This window comes from Kitasatospora sp. NPDC002522, assembly GCF_053595195.1.
In genome coordinates this window covers 1-2,282 of the sequence record NZ_JBSFXE010000105.1, presented here as the reverse complement: position 1 = coordinate 2,282, position 2,282 = coordinate 1, and the positions used below count along the sequence as shown (strand labels likewise).

Sequence of the window (2,282 nt, the reverse complement as noted above, 5' to 3'; positions counted from 1 at the left end):
CACTCAACGCCTTCGAGATCGCCTTCGACGGCCGACTCTCCGTCGGCCGCCGCTAACTCAACCCAACCGAGTTACACCGTTCACTGGACAGACCCCCGGACGGCGCCCGCGAAGCGTGAGCAGGCCGTACTCGGCCCGGTCAGCTTCGGGAAGGTGCGAGGCCAGGTCTCGTCTCGTAGGGCTTGGTGCGGTGGTCCTTCAGGAGTGAGCGCCAGTCCGACGGCGGCACGGTGCCGGCGGAGTTTGCAGGTGGCCCGTCATCCATCGTGCGGTCGCTGATCACGGCCGCCGTATCGAACGTGACAGCCCCGTCCAGCGAGGTCAGAGCGGTGGCGTCGTGCATCGCGACCACGAACCCGTCACCACGGGGCGACAGTGCGTCCAATGCCTCCCGGAACCGCACCTGCGCCGACGGCAGCAGCGCCCGATCCGTCACCCACGCACCTGACGGAATCTCCCGCACCTGCGGCTGCGGCACCGGCTCCTCCGGGAACTGCACCTCGACGGTCACCAGCCGCTGGCGCTCGGTCGGATGTAGAACGGGGAAACGGCCTGCCGGCGGCTCCGCCCGGCCTGCCGACCCGGCCCGGGAAATCGCCCTCACGTCCAGGGTGATCCCGGCGCCGGACAGCAGCCCCTCGACCTCGTCCACCAACAGCGCAGCACCCGCTCCGCCCGCGCCAAGCCGGTCCTCGCCGCCGTGAACCGCCCGTTCCCGCGCCCGGTCACGGTGATCACCGGCTGCTCCAGCCCGGCGAGGTGACGCCGGATCAGCTCCGGTGCCAGGCGCTGCGCGGCCTCCCGCACATCCCCCGCCCATCCCCCGCCCATTCGCGCCCCAGCGCGGTCTTGCGTTCGGCGAACAGGACCAGACGCCGCCCTTCGACGGCGGGTCGATCCACAGGATCTGCCCGCGCGGACCGGGTTTGCCGTCCGAGACCGTGGCGGACGCCTTGAGGTTGAACGACCAGCCGCCGTGCTCGGTCTGCACACCGATGAGCGTCGTGGGCGGGTACACCACCCGGTCGGTCATCGCGGCGATCGTCCGCGCGAGGGTGAGATCCGAGTGGGCCACCGCCGAGATCGCCAGGAAGACCGGTGCCTCGGCGGGCAGCATGCAGAGCTCGGGGTCGGCGGCGACCATCGCGGTGTGAGTGCCGTCGTCGCTATCGGTGAATGCCGCCAGGCTGAGTCCTCGCCGACGACCACCACGGGACGGCCGTACGTCGCGACACGACGTGCTCGGCGACGACCAGGTCGCGGCCACCACCAGCCGTGGGCACGGCCCACCGCACGTGGCACCCAGCCCGTAATCCCCTCGCGGACGGTCGCCCCGGGGGTACGCGGCCTGGTACTCCCACAGCATCTTCATCGCGAACCGCACCTGGTCGCGGATGTCCGCGCTCGGCCCGCAGGACACGAACTCGATGGCGCCCTTCGGCGCGCCGCTTCGGTCGACGTGCATCGCGATCACAAAAGCGTCCTGACGTTCCGGCAGCTCGTGCAGCACCTGCGCATACGTCCACGCCGCCGACTCCGGCACCGCCGCCTCCCCGACAACTGCATTCGCCGGGCGGGGTGGGGTGGGTTCTGGTTCAGTGGTCGGTTTCGTTTGTGGGCACTAGTTGTTCCAGGCGGTGCCAGAAGTGGTCGAGGGCGGCGTGTTGGGTGGCGTCGGGGAGTGGGTGTCCGTGGTGGGTGAGGGTTTTGAGGGTGTCGGCGAGTTCGTTGTAGGTGTGTTCGATGATGTCGGGGGTGTAGTTCGCGGCGTGGATGCGGGGCAGCCAGAGGTGTTCGATGCCGTGGGTGTAGCGGGCGAGGATCAGGGTGTCCTCCTGGTGCGGGGTGAGGGGTTCGAGTGTCTCCATGCGGTTCCAGAAGTGTTGGCGGACGGCGGCGAGGGTGGCGGGGTCGGGTGGGGTGTGGCTGTGGCTGTGGGCGGTGATGGTGCTCTCGAGGCCGATGGTGGCGGTGGCGATGCTGTCGGGGGTGAAGTCGGCGGGGAGCCAGAAGTCGATGGTGTTGGCGAGGTCGGCGGGGAAGCGGGTGTTGTCGGGGTTGGCCTGGAGGGTGCCGTGGTGGGCGGCGTGGGGGTGGGGTGGGTAGCGCAGGGGGTGGTTGAGGTAGATGGCGAGGGCTTGGATGTGGGCTTCGAACGCGGCGTAGTGCTGGGGGTCGTCGGGGGGTGTGGCGGTGAGGTGGAGGGGGCGTTGTGCGGTGGCGGGGTCGAGTCGGCGCAGGTGGGTCTTCTTGATCCAGTCGGCCGCCGCGAGGTCGGTGAT

Annotated in this window: 2 protein-coding genes; both read right to left on the bottom strand. The window is 70.0% G+C overall.

Annotated features, from left to right (window positions below; genetic code table 11):
• Window positions 1-139: 139 nt before the first annotated feature.
• The gene (locus ACWD4U_RS34665) at window positions 140-1,543 is read right to left on the bottom strand and encodes a hypothetical protein (protein ID WP_363462282.1); all 1,404 of its coding nucleotides are present in this window, start codon (window positions 1,541-1,543) and stop codon (window positions 140-142) included.
• Between the two features lie 52 nt (window positions 1,544-1,595).
• The coding region (locus ACWD4U_RS34660) for a hypothetical protein (protein WP_449787407.1) at window positions 1,596-2,282 on the bottom strand (687 nt) is incomplete at its 5' end.